The 22,018-nt window shown below is 69.0% G+C and carries 13 protein-coding genes; 2 read left to right on the top strand and 11 right to left on the bottom strand.

Annotation, left to right across the window (positions count from 1 at the left end; translation table 11 throughout):
• Window positions 1–18 precede the first annotated feature (18 nt).
• The 8 genes from IPG50_02580 to IPG50_02545 form a co-directional block, all read right to left on the bottom strand.
• On the bottom strand, window positions 19–498 hold the full coding sequence (locus tag IPG50_02580) for a hypothetical protein (GenBank protein MBK6691082.1): 480 nt from the start codon (window positions 496–498) through the stop codon (window positions 19–21).
• Window positions 495–2,252 carry a hypothetical protein gene (locus tag IPG50_02575; protein MBK6691081.1) on the bottom strand — a complete coding sequence of 586 codons (1,758 nt, stop codon included), beginning with the start codon at window positions 2,250–2,252 and terminating at the stop codon, window positions 495–497. Before IPG50_02575 ends, IPG50_02580 begins: the two co-directional genes overlap by 4 nt.
• A gap of 81 nt (window positions 2,253–2,333) precedes the next feature.
• Window positions 2,334–3,683, bottom strand: coding sequence for a VWA domain-containing protein (locus IPG50_02570; protein MBK6691080.1), 1,350 nt, complete (start codon window positions 3,681–3,683; stop codon window positions 2,334–2,336).
• Between the two features lie 197 nt (window positions 3,684–3,880).
• Complete coding sequence (locus IPG50_02565; GenBank protein ID MBK6691079.1) at window positions 3,881–5,932, bottom strand: NAD(P)-binding domain-containing protein; 2,052 nt, start codon at window positions 5,930–5,932, stop codon at window positions 3,881–3,883.
• Window positions 5,929–8,001 (bottom strand): cyclic nucleotide-binding domain-containing protein, encoded by a 2,073-nt coding sequence (locus IPG50_02560; GenBank protein MBK6691078.1) that lies wholly within the window; start codon window positions 7,999–8,001, stop codon window positions 5,929–5,931. The genes IPG50_02565 and IPG50_02560 overlap by 4 nt, the downstream gene beginning before the upstream one ends.
• Window positions 7,998–11,018 carry a hypothetical protein gene (locus IPG50_02555; GenBank protein MBK6691077.1) on the bottom strand — a complete coding sequence of 1,007 codons (3,021 nt, stop codon included), beginning with the start codon at window positions 11,016–11,018 and terminating at the stop codon, window positions 7,998–8,000. The genes IPG50_02560 and IPG50_02555 overlap by 4 nt, the downstream gene beginning before the upstream one ends.
• Window positions 11,019–11,033: 15 nt before the next feature.
• A complete protein-coding gene (locus tag IPG50_02550; protein ID MBK6691076.1) occupies window positions 11,034–12,203 on the bottom strand; it encodes a protein kinase in 1,170 nt (389 codons plus the stop codon).
• A gap of 159 nt (window positions 12,204–12,362) precedes the next feature.
• Window positions 12,363–12,848: an NUDIX hydrolase gene (locus IPG50_02545; GenBank protein MBK6691075.1), complete on the bottom strand. Its 486-nt coding sequence runs from the start codon at window positions 12,846–12,848 to the stop codon at window positions 12,363–12,365.
• 23 nt (window positions 12,849–12,871) lie between these two features.
• On the opposite strand from IPG50_02545, the gene IPG50_02540 reads away from it, so the two are divergent.
• A complete protein-coding gene (locus IPG50_02540; GenBank protein ID MBK6691074.1) occupies window positions 12,872–13,915 on the top strand; it encodes a fumarylacetoacetate hydrolase family protein in 1,044 nt (347 codons plus the stop codon).
• A 21-nt stretch (window positions 13,916–13,936) separates the two neighbouring features.
• On the opposite strand, the gene IPG50_02535 is transcribed toward IPG50_02540, so the two are convergent.
• On the bottom strand, window positions 13,937–14,923 hold the full coding sequence (locus IPG50_02535; GenBank protein ID MBK6691073.1) for an alpha/beta fold hydrolase: 987 nt from the start codon (window positions 14,921–14,923) through the stop codon (window positions 13,937–13,939).
• 100 nt (window positions 14,924–15,023) lie between these two features.
• On the opposite strand from IPG50_02535, the gene glgP reads away from it, so the two are divergent.
• Window positions 15,024–17,624, top strand: a complete 2,601-nt coding sequence (glgP, locus tag IPG50_02530; protein MBK6691072.1) for an alpha-glucan family phosphorylase — start codon at window positions 15,024–15,026, stop codon at window positions 17,622–17,624.
• A 56-nt stretch (window positions 17,625–17,680) separates the two neighbouring features.
• Here the strand turns inward: glgP and IPG50_02525 are convergent, their stop codons facing one another.
• Both IPG50_02525 and IPG50_02520 read right to left on the bottom strand, forming a co-directional pair.
• Complete coding sequence (locus tag IPG50_02525; protein MBK6691071.1) at window positions 17,681–19,198, bottom strand: hypothetical protein; 1,518 nt, start codon at window positions 19,196–19,198, stop codon at window positions 17,681–17,683.
• 1,042 nt (window positions 19,199–20,240) lie between these two features.
• Window positions 20,241–22,004 (bottom strand): protein kinase, encoded by a 1,764-nt coding sequence (locus IPG50_02520; GenBank protein MBK6691070.1) that lies wholly within the window; start codon window positions 22,002–22,004, stop codon window positions 20,241–20,243.
• Window positions 22,005–22,018: the final 14 nt, after the last annotated feature.

The following is a 22,018-nucleotide window of genomic DNA, read 5'->3' as shown; positions in this document are numbered from 1 at the left end:
GCCGTCGCGCCGGCGAACTCATCGAGCGACGGCGGCGGCGCGTTCGTGGCAGGTCGACTTGGCGCGAACCGAGTCGCAGCTCTCGGCCTTCATCGACGGACCCAAGAGTGGGGTGACGGAGACGGCGCGGCATTCCTGGCCTCCGCCCGCCGGTGCGAAGAGCGCCGTGTGACCCAAGGCGCCCTGCGGATCCTTCGCGTGCGTGCACAAGCTTTCGAGCAGCGGCCGCAGTGTTCCCCGGTGCTTTCCCACCAGATCAAACCAAGAGCCTGTGCCGTTCGGCTCCGCATCAAGGGGGCCGAACTTGCCCCACGCCGTCGTGAACCATTGATCGAGGACGTAGCGCTCGGCGCACGCGACGACGTCGCGGCCGGGGACCGGTAGATCCCTTGGCTCGTCGCAGGGGTGAGGTCCGCGGCTCCGCCCATAGAGCCAGAGACCGACAAGCGCTGGCGCGAGCAGCGGCGCGAGCCAGAGGAGCTTCTTCTTGCGACTCACGACGGCCGCGGCTCCGTGGTGGCGCCGCGCCGCGACGAGAAATGGAACTCGTCGACGAGGACGGGCCTGGCCCCGTCGCTCAGCGGATCAACGAGGCCGATGACGTAGCCGTCGACCTTCGTTTCGTCGTTTTCGGCGCGAAAGCGAAACCGCACAAAGTGCTTGTAGGTCGGGATGCCCAACGCTGCAAAGGGTTGCGCGTGATTCAACCCGAGGCGGGCGATGAGCGCGAGCATGGTCCCGAAGGCCAACCCGCTCACGAAGGTCGCGAGGGCCCACGCGAGCGTGAAGCTGCCGAGACGCCCGCCGAGCGACTCGCCGAGCGCCGATACCGCAACCCGATCGGCGACGACCCCTAAACCGAGCGGCAAGAGGCCAATGATGGCTCCCGTCAGGATGGCGAAGGGAACGACTCTTCCCATGCGGTGGCGGCGCCAGCCCACGAGGAGCGCCGCGCCGACGGCAAAGGCCACCACGATCGACGTCGCGACGGCGAGCATCGTCTCGCGCTCCCAACGGAAGGTTGCCCGGAGCGCGAGGAAGTTGGCGAAGGCCAAGACGCTCGTCAGCACGAGGCCTGCGCGTCCTGTGGCCACGAAGAGCGGGAGCTCCGTCAGGTATCGGGCCGACGCCTTCGGCCCCGGAAACTCGGCGAGCATCTTGTAGAGGCCGTTCTTTGCGACGCGCGCGCCGTGGAGAAAGGCGCCGCCGCCGCCCGCGACGACGTGGACGCTGGGCCCCTCTTCGGAGCGCTCGTAGTGGTGGACGTCGCCAGAAACCAGGAGCGTTGGCGACTGGTTCGCGTCGATGGCGAGCTCCTTTAGGACTTGTGCTCCGGTGGGCCGCGTTTCGCCCCACGCGCGGGCCGGATCGGGGAGAAAGAGGATGCGCGCGCGTGTGCGAGGAAAGTCGAAGTAGGCTTTCTGTCGCTCGTCGATCTGTCGAAGCTGCCGATCGACAGCGAAGAGCTCGAGGCCGGGCCCCAAAGGGATGCGAAAGTAGCTCGCGCTCTGCACCGCGACGTAGCCGAAGAACGCGAGCGCGCCTGGCTTGTGGCGCGCCTCACCGCGAGTGAAGGCTTCGGCCCAGTCGAGCAGCGGGAACTCGCTCGTCCTTGGGTGAAGCGCCTCGTCGGCGCTCCGCTCTCCCTCGAAAGCGCAGGGCGCTTGAAAGAGGCGCGCGAAGCCGTCGAGACCGTCGTACCAGTCGTGGTTGCCGGGGATGGCGAGCAACACGCGCCTCTTCTGGTCATCGGCGGCTTCGAAGACGCGGTTCCACGGGTCAAGTACGCGCCTCGTGATCTCGCGCACCGTCGCCACCGGGTACGCGGTGTCGCCGCCGAACATCAGGACGTCGCCGCGCGGCAGGATTAGGTCCTTGTCCTTCCGGTACGTCCCCGTGACGAGCTGGGCCACGCGCTCGCTGACGCTGACGTCGTCGCCGGTGTCGGCCACAAAGTCGAGCCACAGATCGCGCCCGAGCGCTTGGAGCAAGGTCGAGGCGTCGCGGGCGGTTCCTGCTGCTTCCAGGAGCTCGAGGATGCGCTCTGTCAGCTCGATGGGTTCATCGGGCACCATCCACTTGCGGGAATCGACGTTCTCCGTGGCGATGGCGGCCGCCACCAGGTGCCGCATGTGGCCCCAGAACGACGAGAACCCGAACCAAGCGATGGCTCGGGGTCTCGTGTGCCCGCGCGTCGTCGTGATGCGCGCGCCGTCGGGCGGCGGAGGCAGAAGGTCGATGGGCTCGGCCACCGTCGGAGGTTACTTCCCTCTCGTGGATTCGCGAAGGAGTCGGCGAAAGTCAGGCACCACCCGCCTCCGCTCCCGCCAGCGTCAGAACCCGAACGACTGGGCGTTCGCTTGGTTCGTCCTGACTTGCGCTTTGCCCTCGCGCTTCGCGGGAGCTGCTGCCGCGCCGCCCACCGCCGCCGAGCCGAAGCTCGATTCGGCAGACCGCACGGCGTCGAGCTGCTGCTCGAAGTCATCGGCGAGCGGCCGCGCCGCCGTCACGGGCTTCGCGGCGGCCGGAGCTGCGGTCTTCGCGCGTGACGCGACGCGCCCGACCTCATCGGCTTGGCTCGTGAGGCGCTTGCGCGCTTCTTCGGCGAAGCCGCGCTCGAAGAGCGAGTTGGCCTCCGTGAGCGCGGTCGCGGTGAGGCTACGCGAGAGGCGCGCCGCCACGAACGGGTCGAGGTCATCGAGGGACGCTGACCGCGACACGCGAGCGGCCAGGGCGCCTTGCGTCTCCTCCCGGCCGAAGCGGCCCGTCGCCGCGTCCTCGTAGGCGAGGCGGAGCCGCGCGATCGGCTGGTTGTCGCTGCGCGCGAGGGACTCCGACACGCGGACCTTGAGGAGGACCGTCTTCTCTTGCTTGGCGCTGAAGGTACCGAACGGCACCGTGATGCGTTGGCCGGAGCGCCGATGCGAGCGATCGAAGACCTGCACCGGCTCGACGCCCGGCGCGAGCTCGATTTCGAGCTCCGCCTCGCGAGCCACCGTCGCCAGAAGCGAGTCAAACTCCTGATTGAAGACGTTCGTCAGCTCCGACGCGTTGGCCACGAAGTGGTGGCGACCGTTCGACTCTGTCGCGATGGCGCTCATGATCTTCTCGTCGAAGTCGACGTCAACGCCGATGGTCGAGATGTTGCAGCCGCGATCGCGCATGCGCCCGGCGATCTGCCGGAGGCCCGAGACGTCGCGAACGCCTTGGTTGGCGGCGCCGTCCGAGAGGAGGAGCATCTTCGTGATGCCGCGCGAGTCGCCGGCGCGCATCAGTTCGTTCATCGCCGTGTCGAGGCCGCAGGAGATGCACGTGTCGCCGCCGAGGCGAATCGACTGAATGGCCGAGACCACCGAGCCACGCGTCGACGAAGAGATGCGCGTCGGCGGGACAACGACCTGTGCCGAGTCGTCAAAGCTCACGACGGAGACGAGGTCGCCGTCGCGCATGCGGTCGATGGTGCCCGTCGCCGCGGCGAGCGCGTTGACGATGCGTTGACCCTTCATGGAGCCAGACCGGTCGATGACGATGCCCAAGTTGAGCGGCGCGGCGACAGCGCGCGAGGACTCGTCGCGACCGGCGACCGACGCGAAGACGAAGGTCTCGCCTCCCGTGGTCGGCAGCGCCTTGTGGCCCAGGCGCGCGTCGAGGAGCAACGTCTTGCCTCCCGAAAACTGCGACATGTCGTCCCCCTGGGGCCTGATTACGATCGGATCGGCCGTCGGACGGTCCGCGTTGGCGGGGAGGGGCACGGCAAAGGCCCCTGCTGAGCTGAGGGCGACACCGACAAGGGTCCAAAGGGCGACGGCCGTGTGTTTCATGGAGGGGTTGGACGGGCCAGGTGCGGGAACGATCTAACGGGTTGGCGGCGGGGCTGCGGTCACGAATTTTCGGGGGCGTTCCGCGACGATGGCGGCGAGAGCGCCGACAAGAAGGCGCGCGAGGGCGTGCCGCCGATGAGCGAGAGGACGACGTCGACCTCAAGCGCTTGGGCCCCGCCCTTGCCAAGAACCGTAACGGCCAACGCGCTTCCGGCGTCGGCAATTCGCGTGACCTGGCTCTCCAGGAGGAGGTGGACGCGGCCCGCCATGACGAGGCCTTGGACCTCCGTGACGTTCTTCTCGCGACCTCGCGCAAAGCCCGCGCCCCGGTGGACCACGGTGACTTCCGTGCCCGGTTGGTGCGCGAGCGCCTGCGCGGCCTCCATGGCGACGTCGCCGAGGCCGACGATGAGCACGCGCCGGCCCATCAGTGAACGGGCGTCGTAGAGCGCATCGAGGACGCGCGATTCCGCGGACGCGTCGATGTGCGCGTCGAGGCGCCGCGGCGTGCCGCGTTGCCCGACGGCGACGAGGAGCGCGAGGGCGCGGAGTTGGCCTCGGCTCGCGTCCTTGCGCTCGTAGACGATCGTGAACACGTCACCGGTGCGCTCCGCGTGCACCACGCGGTGCTCTTCGAGGATGCGGGGGCGCCTCGTGCGCACGATACGCATCCAGTGAGCCACGAGCTCCTCCTTGGTGCACTCTCGCACCGCAAGCTGGCCTTCGAGCGGCAAGTCGAGGGGCGCGTCGAAAACGAGCTTGCCGCGAGGGAAGCTCTTGAGGCTTGCCGCGATCACGCCTTGCTCGAGCGTGACGTACGTAAGGCCCGCCTCCTCGGCGCGCAGAGATGCTGCGAGACCCGCGGGGCCCGCGCCCACGATGACCACATCGGCATCGACAGTAGGGCCCGACGATGCGCGTCGCTTGCTCTTGGCGATGGCGTCGATGGCCTGCCGGCCTTGCAGTACGGCGTTGCGGATGAGCGGCACGCCGGTGATGTCGCCGGCCAAGAACACGCCCGGTGTTCCTTCGCGCTCGAGCGACTCGCTTACCCATGGCTCCGCGGCGGCGAGGTCGTTCACGTCTTTCATCACCAGCGAGCCGTTCGGGCATGCGGTCTCGCACGTCGTCGCGCTGCAGCAGGCTTCTGGGCGGGCAACTTTCGCGACGTAGCGTTCGATGGCGAGCACGTCGAAGGCGCACGCGTCGACGCAAGCGTAGCAGCCCAAACAGCGGCTCGCGTCGATGACCGGCAGTCGCCTCCTCTGCGCCGCCGGCGCCCGGTGTGGCTCGGCGCTCTTTGCGGAGCGACGCTTCGCCATGCGAACGCCGACGTACGACGCAAGGCCAATGGCCAAGGGGCCCAGAAAGAGCCAGCCGGCGAGCCCCAGTACGGGTCGCCGCGCGGAAAGCGTAGCCCCCGCAGCGATGGCGACGGCGGCGTCTTGCGCAGCGAAGCGCGCGGGCTGGTGCTGCCCCTCGCAGACGCCGCGGCCAGCCGCGCGTCCCGACTCACCGTGTTCTGCGAGGCAGCGAACGACGAGCGCTGGGCTCGTCCGGCCGGAGGTGTCCACGCACGGTGCGAGCGGGTCGCCTCGGCGCGCGGCGTCGTGGCAGCCCACGCAACGATCGGCGCGAAGGATGGGCACGGTGACGCCCTTTGCGATGGGCGGCGCCGCCACCTCGCTGGTTCCCGTGGGGGTCGCGTGACGGGCCTTGCCGTTGCCTAGGAAGGTGACCGTCTCCGACGCGTGGGCCGGATGGCACGTGGCGCAGCCGAGTTTGCCTTGCTCCAGCGCGCCCTTGTGGCCTCGCCGAAGATCATGCGCGCCGTGGCAACCGATGCAGGAGAGCGTCGTTAGTTCCTCGATGCGCGCCGTGGGGCTCGTCGACTCGGCGCGACCGTGACACTTCGCACAAGCCACGTTGGCCTTCGTGTGGGGCGCCGAGAGCGGGCCCGGCGTCGCGAGCGATCCCGATGGTGCCAGCGCGAGGCCAATGCCCGTCGCGCCGGCGGCGGCGAGGGACGCGACGAGCAACGCCCGCGGGGTCACGAGATCGCTCATCACCTGGTATCGGCGCGCGCTTCTCGAACGGCCACGGAGCGTCATCGTGCAAGGCCCTCCGTGACGCCGTGAGCGATGCACAAGAGAGCGACGACGACCGCCGCGACGACGTGCGCGGCGGGCCACGCCGTGAGCGCGAAGAGGGCCACGCGCGCGGCTCGGAAGCATGCCTCTTCGGCCACGGCGCGAACGAGTCGATCGAGCCCCTCACGTTTGTCCTTCCCCCGTCCCTCGAGGAGTCCTTCGATTCGGCCCTCGAGGGTCTCGACTTCGCGGGCCAAGGTGGCGTTGGTCGTAAGGAGTCGCAGCAGGACGAAGGGCGAGCGCCGATACGGATCGAGGACGCGCGCAAAGAGGGTCTTTACGAGCTCGGTACGTCCTGAGAGCTCTGCGAAGGTGCGCTCGCCTAGGCGCTTCGCCTCCGCCGCGCCGGTCTCCGGAAGCCACTCTCGCCCGGCGAGTCGCGAGAGCCGTGGTGGTAGGGCGCGATACACAAGGGCACCGAAGGCCCCGCTCGCCGTCGCCGCGAAGAGCGCAAAGAGCGTCGCTCGGGCCAACGTGGTGGAGCGACTGGAGCCCTGCGCGTGACCCAGCGCGGCGGCGAAGGTTGCGACACCGATGGCGACGTGCGCCAGGTAGCGGTCTCTGGCTGTCCCCTGCCCCGTCGCCGCCGGAAGGCGGAGCACGCGTCGCACTCCGGCGCGACGTTTGAGCGCGCCGTAGGCCATCAGAACGGCAAGACCGAGGGCGGCCGCGACGCCCAGGGGCACGCGCGCGGCGCGCACGGCGCCGCCGAGGAACACCAACGCGAGCGCGACGAGCGCCGTGACGGCGGCGGCCTTGAGGACGGGGCGTTCATCGCGCTCCATGGGCGCAGCGGTCAGCGACGTGGGGCCATCGATGCGGATGAGCGCGCCCGTTGGGCACGCGCTCACGCAGGCGGGCCCGTGGCCAGTTCCAGCGCACAGATCGCACTTGATGGCGACGTCCGCGCTGGTGCCGGGCTCGGCGCCCTTGCCGCCGGGCCTCGGCGCCAGGGCAAGGTTGTCCCAGGGGCAGGCCTTCGCGCAGCTGCCGCATCCGGTGCAGAGCTCGGGACGAAGATCGACGCGTCCGTCTTCGCTCCGCTGGATCGCTCCCGTTGGGCAGGCCGGCAAGCACGCGGGCGTTCGGCAGTGCTCGCAGCTCGAAGCGAGAATCGCCTGGGGCATGACCGCGAGCGACACGATGGGGCCCGCGCGCAGGATTCGGCTCAAGCCATCGACGTGAGCGTCGGCGCACGCCGAGGCGCAGTGGCCGCAGCGAACGCAAGCGTCGCCGTCGAGCAACAGGAGCGACCGGCCCTCGACGAGGCGGCCCAAGTCTTCGACGCGGGCCCCACCGTCAGCGCGGTCCCGCGCGCCTCGCTCCGCCACGTCGACGAGCGCTTTGGGGGCGAGGGCGGCGTCCTCAAGCCGAATCAGCCACGTTGGACGCGCCGCGACAGCGCGCGCGCCCGTGGTGAAGACGTCCTGCGCCGACGCGTATCCCTTTGGCCCGTCTCCCTCGGTCTCGAATTGCACGAGGCCACCCGCGACGATGTAGAGCGACGGGCGACGCTCGTCGCCGCGCAAGATGACGTCGCCGCGCGACACTTCGAGGAGGCGCGACGCATCGAGCAGCAGTTCGACCTCCTCGCTTCGAAGCGAAGGCACGGTCACCGTCAGCGTGTCGCGCATCGCCTGGCGCGTAAGGGCTCGCGTGATCTTGGCGGCGTGGCCGCCGCTGCCGGCGCGGAGCCACACACGCCGAAGCAGCGCGGCCGGCAGGCCGACGACGACGGCGCGTCCGTCCGCCACGGCCGACGCGAGGCGCGCCCCAAAGGTGAAGACCAACGCTTCTTCACCGAGGCCTTCGCCCTGCATCACGCGGCGCAAGAGCCGGCCGGTGCCGTCCTTGACGAGCACCGTGCCTTCCTCCACGACGAACACGTGATCGGCCGCGTCGCCCGCGCGAAAGAGCTCGGCGCCTCCTTCGAGCGTCCGCCGGTTCGCCACCAAGGCGAGATCGCCGCGGGCGCGGTCGTCGAGGCCACGAAGCGCGGGCGCGTCCCATACGACGTTGGCGAGTGTCACCGGATCTCAGTGCTCGCGTTCGCGATGTCGATGATCTCGAGCTTCTTCACCATGCCTTCGTCCATCTGTGGGCCGGCGCGGCGATCACCCCGCGCGGCGCGTCCTCGCTCGTAGGCGACGAACGCGCGGAGCAAGAACGGCGGGAACGCTCGGAACCGAAGCCTTGCCTCAGCACGAAGAGGTAGCGGCCTCTGCCCCACGTTGTTCAGCGCGTACGTGTAGCGCAGCGGAACGCCGGGCGGCGCTGAGCGCGTGTCGATGATGGCGTCAGGCGCGCGAAGTACGCCGCGATCGGCGTCGAGCGAGCCCACGGGAAAATAGGTCTCGAAGAGCTCGTGACCGCCGAACATGTTGGAGCGGCATTGGCCCGTGTCGGCGTCGTAGTCGCCGTCCTCGAGGCGCGCGGCGCGCGTGCCCTCTTGGCCTGGGAGTGGCGTGCACGAGCCGTCGTTCGCCACCGAGCCGATGCACCGTACGCACCTGAGGAAGCCGTTCTGAAAATTGATCAGGCCCTGTCCGCGAAACTCCGTGCCGCCGCGGGAGGGATCCGGTGACCAACGGCCGACGTCGGGGCCGTCGGCGACGTCGGCCCCAAACATGCCGAGCGGTCGGCCGCGACCATCCCGCGCCCCTTCCGTCGTCGTGACGCGCAGGAACCGCTTGTCGGCGAGATCCTCGTCGGGCCGGTCCACACGGCCGACCTCGTAGACCGTCTGACCGCGCGCATCGAGCACCCGGAGCTCGATCCAGAACTCGCGCTCCTGACTGAAGCCTGCGGGTACGCGATGGCCGGCGCCGACGTTGGTGATCTCCAGGGGCAATTCCAGACGCCCGCCGGAGGCGCGGGCGCTCCCGAACTTCAGCGTGAAGGTGTTTCTGAGGAGCAGGTCCCGGCGCGCACGGAGGCCGATGGGCACGCCGTCGCTGTCGAGGGAACGATCGTCGGCGTCGTTTGCTGGGAAGGAGTCGGCCATCGGGACTTCAACCCCGGTGAAGTAGTGGCTCGCGCTTCGTCCGAACGCTCCCGGCGCACGCGCGACGAAGCCGGTCCCGGGAGGGCAGGACTCGCTCTTCTCGTCGCTCCGCGGCGCACCGGCCTGGCACACGCCGGGGAACGTGCTCATGTGGCAGTCTTGGCAGCTCGCAGCGCGCTTTCCGGCGCGCTCTTCGGCCTTGGACCAAGCGCTCCACTCGGAATAGGCGTTGCGCAGGCGTTTGAAGTGCTCGCCGCGCTCGCGGACCCCGACGACGTCGGTGCCAAAGAGCCGCACGTCGTGGCACGCCCCGCAGAACTCGCTGGAGCGGAGGTAGGCACGGGCTCCGCGCTCTTGCGCGGCGTGGACCATCGGACCGGTAGCCGTGACGGTGTCGATGAAGAGAGACCGTGGCTCGAGCCGGTACCCGCTGTTGGAGATGCCGGCCAAGCCGAGCGCGTCCTCGGGGCGCGCCGGGAACGTCACGCCCGTCTGCGTGGAGGTCCACGTGGGATTGCCTTCGTATCGATCGCCAGTCCGGCCGCCGCGTTGGTCGCCGCGCCGCCTCTGGGCGTGGGCCTCCACGGGGCCCACCGACGTGTGGCACGCGACGCACGTGATGCCTTCCGCCGCCTCCGATGAGAACAGCTCACCAAGGGGCTTTCGTCCTCCGCGCGCCGCGACGTCGGCGCCGTTCCACGGTGGAACCGTCGACGCGAGCTGGTCGAGGGGAGCGTGGCAATGCACGCACCAGTGTTCGCCGCCGCTGCCCGTGACGGCGACGGAGCTCGCGGGGTCGAAACACGCACCGGCGCCTTGCTTCCTGAGGATCCCCGCGCCACCGGGGCAACGCGCGTCTTGCCCCACTTGCTCTTCAACCGCACTCTCGAGTGCCAGGTACAGCGGACTCTTGGCGGCGAACCCCATCACCGAGCGACGCCACTCGGCGACCTCTCTCGCGTGGCACGGGGCACATGTTTGCGCCGAGCGGCCGGCGATTGGTGAACGCGTCGCGACGAGCGAGCGCGCCGCTTGCGCATCGCCTCGCGGCGCAAACCACCAGACCGCGAGCACTACGACGGCGCTGGCGAAGAGGATAAGCGTCGCTACGCTGCGGGACCAAGCAGCGCGCTGTCGACGCGCGGGCGGTGCGGGCTCCGCCGATGGCCGCGATGGCTGTTCCGACGGTTGCGCGCGCACCGGCGTCGCGGCTCGCCGCTCGGGCGCTGCGCCCTCCCGCGCGGTGACGCCGCGGTCGAGTAACGTCTCGACGGCCTTGAGCACGAGCCGCGCGCTCGCTGGGCGCTGTTCGGCGTTGGGATGAAGGAGCGAGAGGACGAAGGCCTGAACGCCGGGGCGCAGGGTGCTTAGGACGCTCTCTTCGAAGGGGGGCGGCTCTCGGGTGGCGTGCGCGTGCCTTAGGCCAGCGCCCGAGAACGGATGTTCGCCAGCTAAGAGCCGGTAGGCAATGAGCCCGAGGACGTAGCGGTTGGCTGCCGCGTTCCACGACGCACCGTCGGCCTGCTCCGGCGGCGTCCACCGCGGCGAGGGTTGTGTTCCCAGCGCGGTCGTCGCCGCTTGTCCAAGGAGCGCGCGAACGAGGCCGTCGGCGAGGAGCCAACCGTCGTCGTCGAGTACGCAGTCGATGGGGCGGAGCGTTCCGGCGCTGAGCGATGCCTCTTCAAGCGTCGCCAACGCGAGCGCGAATTGGCGCGTGAGCGCCAGCGCCCGGGCCGGAGGCAGGCGTTCGCCGGCGGCCAAGTCCGAAGCGGTGCGCAAAGGGCGCCTCCGCACGACGACGAGCTCGCCGTCAGCCGTCACGCCGCCCGCGACGACGCCACCAACACCGGCGGCGCCCAGGGCGACGAGGCGGCGTGCGGCGCTCTCGTGTCCCGGTGCGACACGCAGGAGCTCGACCTCACGGTCCCCGAGCGTGCCCACGCGGGGGCCTGAGGCGCCCGCGGAAAGGCGGAGCTCGCCGGCGGGCAGCGGGATCCCCGCTGCCTCGGAAAGCGTCACGCGTTCGAGCGTCTCCGCAGCCATGGCTCGCCTCGAGGGTTAGCGCGGCGGCGGTGGCAACACCGCGGAGCGCGCCGGCTCGGGGCCACCGCCCTGCGCTTGCATGCGCGCGAGGTAGGTCGCGATGCCGGCGAACAGTGAGAGCCCAACGATGAACAGCAGGGCTCGCGGTGTCGAGAGGTCCGACGCGGCGGTCTTGCGTTCGAGGAGCGCGATGGTGTCGGCTCGGGGCGTGGGCGAAGGCTCCCTCGACGCGTTCACCACGGGCGGAGCGCCGCTCTTCTGGGTGTCGGTCTTCGGAGCCGGCGCGCCGTCCATGCGTTGCGTCGCCGGTGGCTTGTCGTCGGGGGCCGCCGCCTGCGTTACCGTCTTCGCGGGGGCCAAGATGGCGTCGTCTGCAGCCCGAAAGGGCGCCAGCCGTTCGATGACGTCGCGGGCCGACGGGGGGCGATCTTCAGCCCGCTTCGCGAGAAGTGAGCGCCAGACGGCGTCGACGCCGCGGGGCAGCGACCGGCGAACGTCGTCGGGCAGCGCCGGCGGCTCCGCGGTGCACTGGAGGTTCAGGAGCTCCCGCGGCGATGACGAGACAAAGGGAGGGTTGCCCGACAACATCTCGTAGAGCACAAGGCCGAGCGCATAGAGATCCGTTCGCGCATCGATGGGGCGAGCGTCGATTTGCTCGGGGCTCATGTACTGGAGCGTCCCGAGGCTCTGCGTGTGGGTCGCCTGGGCTGCCGCGAGCACCTTCGCGATACCAAAGTCCATCACCTTGAGCGAGCCGCTCGGGAGAACCATCACGTTCTCTGGCTTGAGGTCGCGGTGCACGATGGATGGCTCTTGGTGGGGCGCGGCGTCGAGACCTTCGGCGATGCGGCACGCGATCTCGACGGCCTCGGTCCAGGGCAGACGCGGTCTTTCGCGCAAGACGTCGCGGAGCGTCTTGCCCTCGAGGTACTCAAGGACGAGCACGAGCTGGCCCTCGTGTTCGAAGGACGCGAGGCTCCGCACCACGGCCGGGTGCTCCAGGTGCGCGAGGATCTGCATCTCGCTCAAGAACAGCCGTCGGCCATCTTCGCTCCGGGCGAGCTCGGGCTTCAGAACCTTGAGCGCGACGCGCCGGCCGCTCAGTCGTTCCTCGGCCTCATAGACCTTGCCCATGCCACCTTCGCCGAGCATGCGCCGGACCAGGTATTCGCCGATGCGTTCCATGTTTCCCACTCCCTACGGCCGAAGCCGCCACTCGATCTATCCGATACCCAAGACGCTTGATGCGGCGCAGAAACGCACGAGAAACGCGGCCAGCCTACCCCGACGACGGGGCCCGTTGGGTGTTCGAGTGTCGCACCTCGCGTCTCCCTCGCCGCCGCCTCATTCCCAGTCGCCGCTTCGGCCCGCCATCGCCGCGTCGAGCATCGCATCCATGCCCATGGCCAGCGGCCGCGGAATGTCTGCGGCTCGAAAGAGGCCGACCTGAAGGATTTCGAGCGGGTTTTTTGGCGCTTTGCGTGGCTCGTCCACCTCGCACCGAACGACGATCGTCACGGCATGAAAGCGTGGGTCGCGGTGCGGGGCCGAGTAAACCCCGACGACGCCCCCGAAATCGCATTGAACGACGCCGGCCTCCTCTTCCAGTTCTCGTGGAAGGGCGTTCCTTAGCGTCTCGCCCCACTCCAACGTGCCGCCGGGCAACGCCCACGTACCCGTGTCGCCGCGGCGAATCAGCAGGTAGCGACCGTCGGCCGTCGTCGCCGCCGCAGCGATTCCCACGACGGGCCGCCTTAGGAGATGCCGCCCGACCTCGTGAAGGATGCCGATGGCGCCTTCGGGGACCCATCGCAGTGGCGAAAAGCGCATGCGACCCATGGTAGAAGCGGGCCATGAAGCTCGTCACGTTCGATCAGGGCCAAGGGAGCGAGCGCGGCGGAATCGTCGCTCACGACGCGAAGGGTCCGGCCACGTTCGTCATCGACCTCGAAAGCGGCCTTTTGTGGCTCGACCGTGAAAAAGGCGGCACCGGCCAGGTCGCGGCTGTCCGCGAGAAGGCCGGGCACGGAATCCTGGGCTTCATTGAGCACGCCGCCGTGGTGCGGCCGCTCGCCGACGAGCTCCTGGCTCGATTCGCGGACGGGAGCCTGCCCGTCGACCTCGCGCGGCCGCTCTCGTCGACCAAGCTCCTCGCCCCGGTGCCGCGTCCGCCGTCCATGCGCGACGGCTACGCCTTCCGCCAGCACGTCGAGACGGCACGCCGCAACCGCGGACTCGAGATGATCCCCGAGTTCGATCAGTTCCCGGTCTTCTATTTCACGAACCACCAATCGGTCATCGGACCGGGCGAACTCTTGGTGCAAAAGCGCCAAGCGGAGCGTCTGGACTTCGAGCTGGAAGCGGCGGTCGTCCTGGGAAAGCGCGGAAAGAACGTCCCCGCTTCGCGCGCCGACGAGCTCATCTTCGGGCTCACCATCATGAACGACTTCTCCGCGCGCGTCCTTCAGATGGACGAGATGAAGCTGTCGCTCGGCCCCGCCAAGGGCAAGGACTTCGCGACGGGCCTCGGGCCGTGGCTCGTCACCCTCGACGAGCTCTTGCCGCGCGCGACCAAGACCGAGCGTGGGCTGGTCTTCGATCTCGAGATGCGCGCCACGGTCAACGGCGTGGTCGTCTCGCGAGGCAACGTGCGCGACATGAACTGGACCTTCGCGCAGATTCTCGAGCGCGTGACCGACTCCGTGTGGGCAGGGCCCGGTGAGGTCATCGGTTCGGGGACCTGCGGCACCGGCTGCTTCCTCGAGCTGAACGGCTCGAAGATCACCGACAATCAGTGGCTTAAGGTTGGCGATCGCATCGTGCTTGAGATCGATGGTCTCGGCGCCCTCGAACATGTCGTCGTGGCGGCCGATGAGTCCATGCAGCTTGGGCGCTAGCGCCGTTCGGACACGGTGGCCTCAGGCCACGTTGTGTCTAGACAGGAACGCCCGCGCGACGCGCAGCGGCCAGTGGTTCGAAAAGGCTGCGGCCGTGACGCCTTCCGCCCAACCGACGTGGCCGCCACCGCGACTGATGGCGACCTCGACGGCCTTGGAGGCGTGGTCGAGCGACGGGAGCACGCTCGAGAGCGGCACCATCGGGTCGTCGGCGGCGTGGAGCACCAAGGTCGGCACCCGCACCGACGGTAGCAGCGGCCCCGCGCTCGCCGACCGGTAGTAGTCGTCGGCGTCGGCGAAGCCGTGCAGCGGTACCACCACGGCCGAATCGTAGGCGCGAATCGTCGAGCCGGCCGAAAGGGCGCCGAGGCGGAGGCGTTGGGCCTCTTTGGGGCGCGACTCCTGGAACGCGCGCGCCTGAAGGAGCAAGTGTTTGACGACATAGCGCCGGTACGGCCAAAGGGCTGGGCGTTCGAAAAGTCGCGAGGACAGCGCGAGGTCCAGTGGGGCCGAGACCGCGAGCGCCGCGACCACGGCGGAAGGCGCGTGGTCGGCCCACTCGCCGAGGAGTCGCAAGACGACCTGCCCGCCAAGGCTGAAGCCCACGAGGACGACGCTCGATGCCCGGGGGTCCTCCGCGAGCGCGGCCACGGCGGCGGCAACGTCGCTGGTGAGTCCCGCGTGATAGAGGCTTGGTGCATCATGCACGCTTTCGCCCGCGCCGCGCATGTCCATGCGCGCCACGTGATAACCGCCACCGAGCAGCTGCGCGGCAGCGCGTCGCACGTAGACGTTCTTGCTTGAGCCGCCGATGCCGTGAACGATGAGGGCGACGGGAGCACGCGCGCGCACGCTCGCAGCGCGCCAGGTGACGTGCACGTGCACGGCGCCGCCGGCCACGGGCACCCGCAGGAGTGTTGAAGCGAGGCGTGGCGAGAGGAGCGGGATCGCCGCAAAGGCCGTCTGGACGGCGGCGTGGCCCAAGCCCCATGGGGCGCGCCACGGCATCGGCGGGGAGCGGGGGGCGACGCCAGGAAGCGCGGGGCCGGCGAACTGTGGATGGCTCTGCACTTCGCCTCGAGAAGCGTTGTATCCTCCCCGGCCCAACATGCCCACCGTTCATCGCTTCAACGTCGTTCCGCGGCTGCCCGCGCGTCTCGAGCGCCTTCGCGACATCGCTTACAACCTGTGGTGGGCCTGGTCCCCCGACGCGAGAGACCTCTTCGCCCGCGTCGATCCGGTCCTTTGGGAGGAGGTCCATGGCAACCCCATCGCTCTCCTCACGAAGGTGTCGCAGAAGCGCCTCGACGCGATGGCCGCCGACGACGCCGCGCTCACGCACCTCGACTCCACGTGGGCGACGTTCCAGGCGTACATGTCTCGCGACGGCTGGTTCACCAAGCAGTTCCCGGAAGCCAAGAAGGCGACCATCGCCTACTTCTCCATGGAGTACGGCCTGCACGAGTGCCTGCCGATCTACTCCGGCGGCCTCGGTGTTTTGGCGGGCGACCACCTGAAGACGGCGAGCGATCTCGGCTTGCCGCTCGTCGGCGTAGGGCTCGCCTACGCCGAGGGATACTTCCGCCAGGTCCTCTCCGACGACGGCTGGCAGACGGAGAAGTACCCGCTGAACGACTGGACCGCGATGCCGGTCGTGCCCGTTGAAGGCAAAGACAAAAAGCGCCTCGTTATCCAGGTCACCTACCCCGATCGGATTGTTCACGCACAGCTCTGGCGCGTGCAGGTGGGCCGCGTTCCCTTGCTCCTGCTCGACGCGAATCTGCCGGAGAATACGAAGGAGGACCGCGCCATCACCGGGCCCCTCTACGGCGGTGACCAAGAGTTCCGCGTGCGCCAGGAGATCATGTTGGGCATCGGCGGCGTTCACGCTCTCGCGGCCATCGGCGTGCAGCCGACGGTCTGCCACATGAACGAAGGCCACTCCGCGTTCCTCGCGCTCGAGCGCATCGGCCGCCTCATGCGCGAGCGTGGCGCGAGCTTCGCCGTCGCCAAGGAAGCAAACTCGGCGGGAACGCTTTTTACGACGCACACGCCAGTGCCCGCCGGCAACGATGCCTTCGCGCCCGAGCTCGTGCGCCGGTACCTCGAGCCCTACCGCATCGCGCTCGGGCTCACGGAAGACCAGATGCTCAGCCTCGGGCGACCCGATCCGAAGGATCGAACGTCGCAGTTTTCCATGCCCGTGCTCGCCATCCGCACGAGCGATCATTACAACGGCGTGAGCGCGCTGCACGGGCAGGTCTCGCGCAAGATGTACCAAGACTTGTGGCCCGAGCTGCCGAACCACGAGGTTCCCATCGGCTCCGTCACCAACGGCGTCCATCTCCCCTCGTGGGTGTCAGCCGAACATGGTGCGCTCTACACGCGTTACCTCGGGCCACGTTGGGCCGAGGCTTCCGACGACACCGGCCTCTGGGCTCGCGTCCACGACATCCCCGACGCGGAGCTGTGGCAAGTCCACGAGCATCGCCGGCACCGGCTCGTGACCATGTGTCGCGCCCGGCTCCGCGCCATCGCCCAGCGCCGCGGCCGCGGCACCGACGAGCTGAGGCAAGCCGACGAGGTCCTCGACCCGGCGGCCCTCACCATCGGCTTCGCTCGTCGTTTCGCGACCTACAAGCGCGCGGCGCTGCTCTTCTCCGACTTGAACCGCGTGAAGCGCCTGCTCGGCGATCCGAAGCGCCCGGTGCAGCTCGTCTTCGCTGGCAAGGCGCACCCGCAAGACAAGGGCGGCAAGGAGCTCATTCGAACGATCGTCCGTGAGAGCCGCGACCCGGATCTCGCGGGGAAGGTCATCTTCCTCGAGGACTACGATATGCGCGTCGGACGTGCCCTCGTCTCAGGCGTCGACGTTTGGCTCAACACGCCTCGCCGGCCCCACGAAGCGAGCGGCACCAGCGGCATGAAGGCCGCCGCGAACGGCGCCCTCAACGTCAGCATCCTCGATGGCTGGTGGGACGAAGCGCGAGCGCGTTTCGGCTGGGAGGTCGGTTGGGCCATCGGCCATGGCGAGGAGTACACCGACGCGGCCGGCGATGCACTCGAAGCCGAGGAGCTCTACGACCTGCTTGAACGCGAGGTCGTCCCTCTCTTCTACGAGCGCGACCATGGCCGCGACGCTCGCTCCGGTGGTCAGCCTTCGGCCGGCGGGTTGCCGCGTCGTTGGGTGAAGCGCATGAAGTCGACGATTGTGCACCTCGCGCCGATGTTCAACACGGCGCGCATGGTGCGCGAGTACGCCGAGAAATATTACGTGCCGGCGGTGCGCCTCTCCGAGACGATGATGCACGACAACCTCGCTGGCGCGAAACGTCTCGCCGCCTGGAAAGATCGCGTCGAAGGCGCGTGGGCTCACGTTGCGGTCCGCAGCGTCCAGCTCAAGTCGGCGGCCGAGGTCGCCGTCGGCGATCCGCTGCACGTCGAGGTCGTCGTCAACTTGGGCACGCTGACGCCCGACGACGTTCGCGTCGAGCTTTACCACGGCACCGCGCCGGGCCCCGTCGAACTCCCCGAGCACGGCGACGTCACGCGCATGAAGCTCGAGGAAAAAATCGAAAAGGGACTGTTCCGCTACAGCGGGCGCATCGCGACGGTCGGGAGCGGAAGTCACGGCTTCGCGGCGCGCATCATCCCCACCAACGAGAGCATGACCCACCCCTTCGAGGTTGGTCTCGTCCGCTGGGGTTAGGCGGACGCGGGCCCGCGTTTCGCTGGGAGGTGCGCGCGGGCCGCGCCACGCGGCGCTCAGAGCTTGTTGCAGCCGACGTCGAACACCTGGAGGTGGATGCCGTCGGTGTCGCTCGCGGGCTTCGACAACAGGTAGCCGTAGGGCTTCCCCGAGCCCGAGAGGGCGCCGCGCATGATGAAGTTGGCGTGCGGGGCCGCGACGAGCTCTTGCGAGTCGGGGTCGGGGCCGCCATCCTTGCGGACGACCCTGATCAACGAGGAGCCGCCGTCACCTTCGAGAGTCATGGTCATGACTTGGTCCTCGCCGAGCGCTGCGATGGGGCCCACGAGCGCCGCTGGAGGCGCGGGCGGAAGCGCCGCATCGCCGGTGTACTTGGTGAGCGCGACGTTCGGCTTTCCCTCGAAGGTGTTGTCGTCGGCGCCCTCGAGGATCCACGACACCTCGATGCCGTCGAAGCCCACGACGCCACCGTCGACGACGGCGGCGGTTGGCGCAATGGCCACGACCGCGCCGAGCGGCGTCGAGGCCAGCCTGACGTCGTTGAAGATCGGGCCCATGGCCAACGCGGCGAGATCGCGCTGGCCTTGCGCGATGGCCGTTGCCGTCCCGGCGCCCTTTAGAATCTCGACAAGGAACCCCGCGTCAACCGGCGCCTGGCCTGCGATGACGCGGTCACCGGACGAGGTCAAGAGCGGGGCGACGCCGTTCCAGTCCTGGATTTGGGTGAACTTTGGCGTCGACGACACGGTGTTGTTCGACTCGACGTTGATCACGGCGGCGTAGCGCGGCTCGCTGGGCTTCGGCCTCAAGAAGGCGACGATCCCCTCCCCCTTGCTCGCGAAGACCTCTTCGATGGCGTCGCCCGGGTTGAGGGCGATGAAGCCACGACCCGTGGCCACGAGCTTGGCTTGATCGGCGCCGACGGGAACGTCGATCCATGCGATGTCTACCGAGTTGCTGCTAGACGGCTGACCGATGACCCAGACGCGGCGTCCGCTCGCAACGATGCGCGTGACGATGAACTCGGCGCCTTCGATGCGAAGCGCCTGGGGTGGTACGGCCTCGCCGGCATCCCCGGCGGTGAAGTCAACGATCGGATACGCGGTCGGTCCCGGCGCCGTCTTGTGCCCCACAAAGGCGAAGGGATGCACGATGGCGACGCAGGACGCGAGCTTGTCGCCGCAGCCAAGCCCCTCCTTGCCGAGCGTCATCTTCGTTGCCAGGAACCGGTGCGGAGTCGCCGGGTCTACGCACGCGCCGTTGACGCACGCACGATGCGTGCAGGCGCTCGGAGCAGGGCAGACCTCATAGAGGCACACCTTGCCGGTGGCGCCGGGGACGCAGCGCCCCGAGAAGCAGCCCTTGACGGGGCACTGGCTGTCGTCGACGCACGCCGTCTCGCCGGGCTTCACCGTGCCCGTGTCGGGCGGCGCCTCCGCCTCCGTCGTGGCGTCGATCGTTGGCGTGACGACGACGTCCAGCTTGGAGGCGTCGAGTCCAAGGGAACACGCGACGAGCGCCGTCAGCGCGAGCGAGGAGGCTGCGGTGACGCGAAGGAAGGTTCGGTGGAGCATAGATCCTCAGAATTGGCCGCGGAGCATCGCTCCGCCAAGGGTCGGTGAAATCGCCGTCCGAAAGCTTTGGCTCGCCGTCGCGGAGGACTTGACCTTGATCGGCACGAGGTAGAGGGGCAACGCCGCCGGCGAGCAGCACACCGCCGGTGACCAAGGTGATCGTCGTCCAGGTCTCCATGCTCTCGCCGTGGTCCAGGGCGGTACGTGTCGGCGCCGCGTTGTAGGAGTCACCAGCGCCTTGAGCCTGCGACCACAGGATGGCGGAGCCCACGAGGGTGGCGGCGCCGAGGCCCGCGACCACGAGGCCCGCCGACTTCTTCAAGGTCACGAAGGGGTCTTCGCCTTGCACAACCACCGTCGGAGCCTTCTTTTCCTCTTTGGGTGGCTCCGGCTGCGTCACGACTTGCGGCGGCGGCTCGGGCAGCGAGATGGCGAGCTTCTGTCCGGCCTCGAGCGAGACCTCCTTCTTCTCGACGCCTTTGCCTGGCGCTCGATACGACAGGGCGCGAAGGCCGGGTTTGCCGTGAAGGCGAGCCGGCGCCGGTGTCTCCGTGTTGCCGTCAAGCTGCAGCTTCCAACCTTCCGGCGCCGTGACGGTCACGGTGCCGAGCACGCCTTCGAGGGCGCTCAGCCGCTCCTTGGCCTTCTTGAGGTCATCTTCCTTGAGGCCCGGTTGGTCGACGGCCCGTGCGAAGGCGTCGGCGGCGCGGTCGGAGCGACCTGCCAGCTCCCAGGCCACGGCCGCCGTGTAGAACGCAACGGGGTGCGGCTTGTAGGCGGCCGCCGCTTCAAAGTTCTGCGCGGCGTCGGCATAGCGTTTCGCGTCGAAGGCCTGCCGGCCCAACACGAATTGCCGTTTGGCCTCGGCGGCGGCGTCGACAGACGTGTCCGCACCTTGCGCGGAGGCGTTGGTCGGCGTCAGGGCGGCGCAGGCGATCGTAAGGAGAAGCGGGGCAGCAAGCGTTCGCGGTCGCATGGAAGGCTCCAGGCTCGGTGAGGGGCAAGTGGCGACGCGAGGAGATCGTCGCGGAGAGAGCAGAGATCAGTAGGGGCTCTCGGGAATGGCGGTCTTTCCCGGGTTCTTGCGTGGCGTGGGGGCCACCACCGGCGGCGGGGTGACCGCACCCTCGCCGGGGCCTGGTCCGACGCGGCCCTCCTTCTTCTTGAGGACGACGTCGACGATGTCCGGCGACGTGGCGTCGAGCACCTTCGAGGCTTCGTGGTAGCCGGTGGCGCTCGCCTTGAGCGTCATGGTGACGCCCGCCGGCGGCCTCGCGATCTGGCGCACACCCGGCGGCAAGAGCGTCTCGTTCACAAGCACCATCGCGTCGGGCGGGAAGGTTCGGATGATGAGCGCGCTCGCCGCCACGGCTTGCGGCGGCGCCGTGGCCGCCGTCGGTGCCTGCGTCGAGCCCGTCGGCGGGGCCGTTGGCGAGGTCTGCGTAGTCTCCGTTCCTCGCGGGGCGGCCTGCGGTTGGGCGGCGACGTCGCCGGGCGCAGAGCCAGCCGGCGCCACCACGATCGTGGGCTGTCGCGCCATGGCGCGCATGGCGAAGATGCCTCCCGCGCCGAGCAAGAGGGCCACGAAGACGCCGATGCCGGCCGCCGCAAAATAGCTGCCCGTGGAAGGCGCCTGCGTCAGTCCCGTTTCCGTGCCCGTCGGGTAGCTGCCGCCACCGGGATAGCTCGCCTCGCCGGGCGCCGTTCCTGTCATCTGGACGCCGCTCGCGTTGCCCCCCACCGCCGGCGGGATGGTCATGTGGCCCGTGCTGCGCAGCAGATCGTTCTGGCTCGCCTCTTTGATCTTCTCCTTGCGCTTGTCGATCGTCGGGCCGACGCGCTGGCGCGCGATCTGCGCGACGTGGGCCGCCGTGACGACCGATCCGGTCGAGAGCAGCCACTCTTCGAGGGCGAGACGCATGCGTTCCGCGGTCGCGTAACGCTTGTTGGGATCGGACGCGAGCGAGCGCGCGATGATCGCCTCGAGCTCCGGCGGGAATCCCCGCACCAGCTTGGTCGGCATCACGTATTCGCCGCGCATGAGCGCGTGCATGATCTGGTGGTCGGCTTCGCCGAGGAAAGGGAGCATGCCGGTGCACGCTTCGTAGAGAACGCAGCCAAGCGAAAAGATGTCGCTGCGACGATCGACGGTAGAGCCGGTCACCTGCTCCGGCGCCATGTAGCTGAGCTTGCCCTTGATTTGTCCCGCAACCGTGGCCTGGTGCAATTGCCCGAGGGCCTTGGCGACGCCGAAGTCAGCGACCTTCACGTGGCCATCGATGGAGACCAGGATGTTGTGGGGCGAAACGTCGCGGTGCACGACGTTCATGGGCTGGCCGTCCTCGTCGACGAGCTCGTGGGCCGCGTGCAAGCCCGCGCACGCATCGGCGACGACGCGCGCCGCGATTCGCAGCGGCATAGGCTCGGTGGTGGTCTCGCTCGTGCGCAGGATGTGGATCAGCGAGTCGCCGTGGATCCACTCCATCGCGAGGTAGAGGACCTGCCCCTCCTCGCCGAGCTCGTAGATCTCGCAGACGTTGGGGTGGTGAACGAGCGACGCGATGCGCGCCTCGTCCAAAAACATGCGCTCGAACTCTGGTTCACGCGCGAGGTGCGGAAGGATCGTCTTGATGGCCACGAGCTTCGTGAAGCCGCGCTGCCCGTGCTGGCGCGCAGCCCACACGCGGGCCATTCCGCCCTTCGCGATGGGAAGCAGCAACTCGTATCGACCGAGGCGGGTGCCTCGTCGCAACGTGTAGCCACGCTCTGATTCCGGCTCCTCGTCAGCCGCCACCTGGCCCGACATGCCAAGGGATTCTA

Source organism: Myxococcales bacterium (assembly GCA_016703425.1).
Lineage (GTDB): Bacteria > Myxococcota_A > Polyangia > Polyangiales > Polyangiaceae > JADJCA01.
This window is presented reverse-complemented; position numbering and strand designations above follow the sequence as displayed.

Coding starts and splice junctions, on each gene's coding strand:
- IPG50_02525 (MBK6691071.1), bottom strand. CDS start 19,198: ATGCTCCACCGAACCTTCCTTCGCGTCACCGCAGCCTCCTCGCTCGCG.
- IPG50_02565 (MBK6691079.1), bottom strand. CDS start 5,932: ATGACGCTCCGTGGCCGTTCGAGAAGCGCGCGCCGATACCAGGTGATG.
- IPG50_02540 (MBK6691074.1), top strand. CDS start 12,872: ATGAAGCTCGTCACGTTCGATCAGGGCCAAGGGAGCGAGCGCGGCGGA.
- IPG50_02520 (MBK6691070.1), bottom strand. CDS start 22,004: ATGTCGGGCCAGGTGGCGGCTGACGAGGAGCCGGAATCAGAGCGTGGC.
- IPG50_02555 (MBK6691077.1), bottom strand. CDS start 11,018: ATGGCTGCGGAGACGCTCGAACGCGTGACGCTTTCCGAGGCAGCGGGG.
- IPG50_02545 (MBK6691075.1), bottom strand. CDS start 12,848: ATGCGCTTTTCGCCACTGCGATGGGTCCCCGAAGGCGCCATCGGCATC.
- glgP (MBK6691072.1), top strand. CDS start 15,024: ATGCCCACCGTTCATCGCTTCAACGTCGTTCCGCGGCTGCCCGCGCGT.
- IPG50_02570 (MBK6691080.1), bottom strand. CDS start 3,683: ATGTCGCAGTTTTCGGGAGGCAAGACGTTGCTCCTCGACGCGCGCCTG.
- IPG50_02535 (MBK6691073.1), bottom strand. CDS start 14,923: ATGCCGTGGCGCGCCCCATGGGGCTTGGGCCACGCCGCCGTCCAGACG.
- IPG50_02550 (MBK6691076.1), bottom strand. CDS start 12,203: ATGGAACGCATCGGCGAATACCTGGTCCGGCGCATGCTCGGCGAAGGT.